Genomic DNA, 2,764 nt, shown 5'->3' with positions numbered 1-2,764 from the left:
CGCGGTTTCGAGACGCTTGCGGTGGCGATGAGCTACGACCCACCCGCCTCGGTGGTGCACTTCACCGAATCACGCCGCCTGCCCTTCACCGTGGTGCTCGACAACACCGGCTCGGTGGCACGCAGCTTTGGCGACGTGAAGCTCACGCCGACCACGGTGCTGATCAACAAACGCGGCGAGATCGTCAAACGCTACGTCGGCGAGCCGGACTTTGCGTCGCTGAATCAGCTGATCGAGGCCTTGCTGGCCGAGGCCTGAGCCCGGCCCTTGCCCGGGCGGTCCAGAAAAGCAAACACCGAGTTGAGCACCGTCTCGGCCGTCATCGACAGCGGGTCGGCCCGGTAGCTCGCAAACACCGGCAGCGGCTGCAGCGCCTGGTCGCAGCGCAGCAGGGCGAGTTCGCTGTATTGCAACAGCCGCTGCACCGCGATGCGCGGCAGCGTGGCGATGCCGAACCCATTCACCACCAGCTGCGTCATCGCCGAGATCGACGAGATCGTGTGCACCCGCTTGGGCAACACCCCGTTTTGGCGACACAGGTCCATCAGCGCCACATGCGGCTGCGAGCCGCGCTGGAAGGTGAGCAGGTCGAACTCGGCCAGCTGCGCCAGCGTGTACTGGCGGCGCTTGTGGAGTTGTGCGTTGCCCACAAAGGCCATCTCCATGGTCTGCAAGGCGCGCGTTCTCACACTCTCGTGCGAGGCGGGCAGGGCCGCAAACACCAGGTCGAGCGTGCCGCGGCGCATCAGCTCGGTCAGCACCGGCGTGGTTTCAACCGACAGCTCCAGCTCCAGCTCGGGGCGTTCGATGCGCAGCTCGCCGATCCAGGGCAAGAGCCACGAGTGCAACACCGACTCGATCGCGCCGATGCGCAGCGACATGGGCGGCGCGTCGGGCCCGCTCGCGCCCATCTCCAGCATCAGCTCGCGCTGCGTGGCCAGCAGGCGCTCGGCATAGGCCATGAAACGCGCGCCGGCGGTGGTGAGGCGGAACTGCTTGTCCTTGCGGTCGAGCAGCATCACGCCCAGCTCTTCTTCCAGCGCGGCCACGCGGCTGGACATGGCCGACTGGGTGATGCACAACTTCTCGGCCGCACGAGTGACGCTCTTGAGCGAGGCGACCCAGTAAAACGCTTCGACAAAACGCAGGTTCATGGTGAGCTCGCAATCGGTGGCCAGGCGCACCCTAATGTGGCCCAGGCGTCGGCTTTCATGCATCGGAAAAATCGATGATGGCAGAAAGAAAAATCTCGCTTGTTGAGTGCCCACCCGATCGGAACAATCGCCCTCAAGGTCAAACCGCCCGCTGAAGGAGCCCGCCACGTGAAGCCAGCCGATCTCCGAGCCGCCGCCCTTGGCGCCGAGGCGCGACTCGCCGCACGGGCCGGCACCCTGAACCGCCACACCTCGGGCCTGGCGCCGGGCAACGTGCAGGGCAACGTGGTGATCTTGCCGGCGGGCCTGGCGCACGACTTTTTGCGCTTTTGCCAGCGCAACCCCAAACCTTGCCCGCTGCTGGCCGTGTCGGAACCGGGCGACCCGACCCTGCCCACACTCGGCCAGGGCATCGACATGCGCACCGACTTGCCGCGCTACCGCGTGTGGCGCCATGGCGAGGTGGTCGACGAACCCACGCAGATCGAAAGCCTCTGGCAAGACGACTTCGTCACCTTCGTGATCGGTTGTTCTTTTTCGTTTGAAGAAGCGCTGATCGCCGACGGCATTGCGCTGCGCCACATCGAACAAGGCCGCAATGTGGCGATGTACCGCACGAACATCGCAACCGAGCCGGCCGGGCCGTTCCACGGGCCGATGGTGGTGTCGATGCGGCCCTTGCGTGCTGCAGACGCCATTCGCGCGGTGCAAATCACCTCCCGACTGCCGGCGGTGCACGGCGCGCCGGTGCACCTGGGCGACCCGGCGCTCATCGGCATCCAAGACCTGTCACGCCCCGATTACGGCGACGCGGTCGAGGTGATGGCCGACGAGTTGCCGGTGTTCTGGGCCTGCGGTGTCACGCCGCAAGCCGCGCTCGCGCAGGCCAAACCACCGCTGGCCATCACCCACGCGCCCGGCGCCATGCTGATCACCGACTTGCTCAACCGCAAGCTCGCGAGTTTTTGAGTTCGCTTCCCACACACCACACACCCAGGAGAGATGGAATGAAATTTCTAGCCTTTGCGATCACCGCCGCCGCCTGCATGAGCCACGCCCAGGCGCAAACCAAATGGGACCTGCCCTCCGGTTACGGCGGCAACACCTTCCACGTGCAAAACCTCGAATGGTTCGCGCAAGAGGTCGACAAGGCCACCGCCGGCAAGCTCAAGATCACGGTGCATGCCAACGCCTCGCTGTTCAAGGCCAATGAGATCAAGCGTGCGGTGCAATCGGGCCAGACGGCGATCGGCGAGTTCATCTTGTCCAGCGCGGCCAACGAGAACCCGCTCTTCGGCGTCGACTCGATCCCCTTCCTGGCCACCAACTACGTCGAGGCCAAGAAGCTCGACGAAGCCTCGCAACCCGCGCTGCAAAAGCTGCTGGCCGGCCAGGGCATCAAGCTGCTCTACACCGTGCCCTGGCCCGGGCAGTCGCTGTACAGCCGCAAGCCGGTGGCCACGTTGGCTGACCTGAAGGGCACCAAGATGCGCGCCTACAACCCGGCCACCTCGCGCATTGCCGAGCTGGTGGGTGCACAGCCCATCACCATCCAGCTGGCCGAGCTGCCGGCCGCGCTGGCGACCGGCGCGGTCGACAACTTTCTCACC

The 2,764-nt window shown here is 65.6% G+C and carries 4 protein-coding genes; 3 read left to right on the top strand and 1 reads right to left on the bottom strand.

The features are described from left to right. The coding region (locus RMO40_RS07860; RefSeq protein ID WP_309718705.1) for a redoxin family protein at positions 1–258 on the top strand (258 nt) is incomplete at its 5' end. On the opposite strand, the gene RMO40_RS07855 is transcribed toward RMO40_RS07860, so the two are convergent. Further along, positions 225–1,154 carry a LysR substrate-binding domain-containing protein gene (locus tag RMO40_RS07855; RefSeq protein ID WP_309718702.1) on the bottom strand — a complete coding sequence of 310 codons (930 nt, stop codon included), beginning with the start codon at positions 1,152–1,154 and terminating at the stop codon, positions 225–227. The two genes, RMO40_RS07860 and RMO40_RS07855, sit on opposite strands and share 34 nt — an antisense overlap. Before the next feature lie 168 nt (positions 1,155–1,322). Here RMO40_RS07855 and RMO40_RS07850 point away from each other — a divergent pair, with 168 nt between their 5' ends. Together RMO40_RS07850 and dctP are read left to right on the top strand one after the other, a co-directional pair. Next, a complete protein-coding gene (locus RMO40_RS07850) occupies positions 1,323–2,123 on the top strand; it encodes a putative hydro-lyase (protein WP_309718699.1) in 801 nt (266 codons plus the stop codon). Positions 2,124–2,161: 38 nt separating this feature from the next. Next, a partial coding sequence (gene dctP, locus RMO40_RS07845; RefSeq protein WP_309718696.1) for a TRAP transporter substrate-binding protein DctP occupies positions 2,162–2,764 on the top strand: 603 nt, incomplete at its 3' end.

Source organism: Rhizobacter sp. (assembly GCF_031412075.1).
GTDB lineage: Bacteria > Pseudomonadota > Gammaproteobacteria > Burkholderiales > Burkholderiaceae_C > Rhizobacter.
The sequence above is the reverse complement of the archived record's forward strand: the minus strand, read 5'-3'. Positions and strand labels throughout refer to the sequence as shown.

Bases quoted from the DNA above. Each gene is read 5' to 3' on its own strand.
- RMO40_RS07855 (WP_309718702.1), bottom strand. From the start codon at position 1,154: ATGAACCTGCGTTTTGTCGAAGCGTTTTACTGGGTCGCCTCGCTCAAG.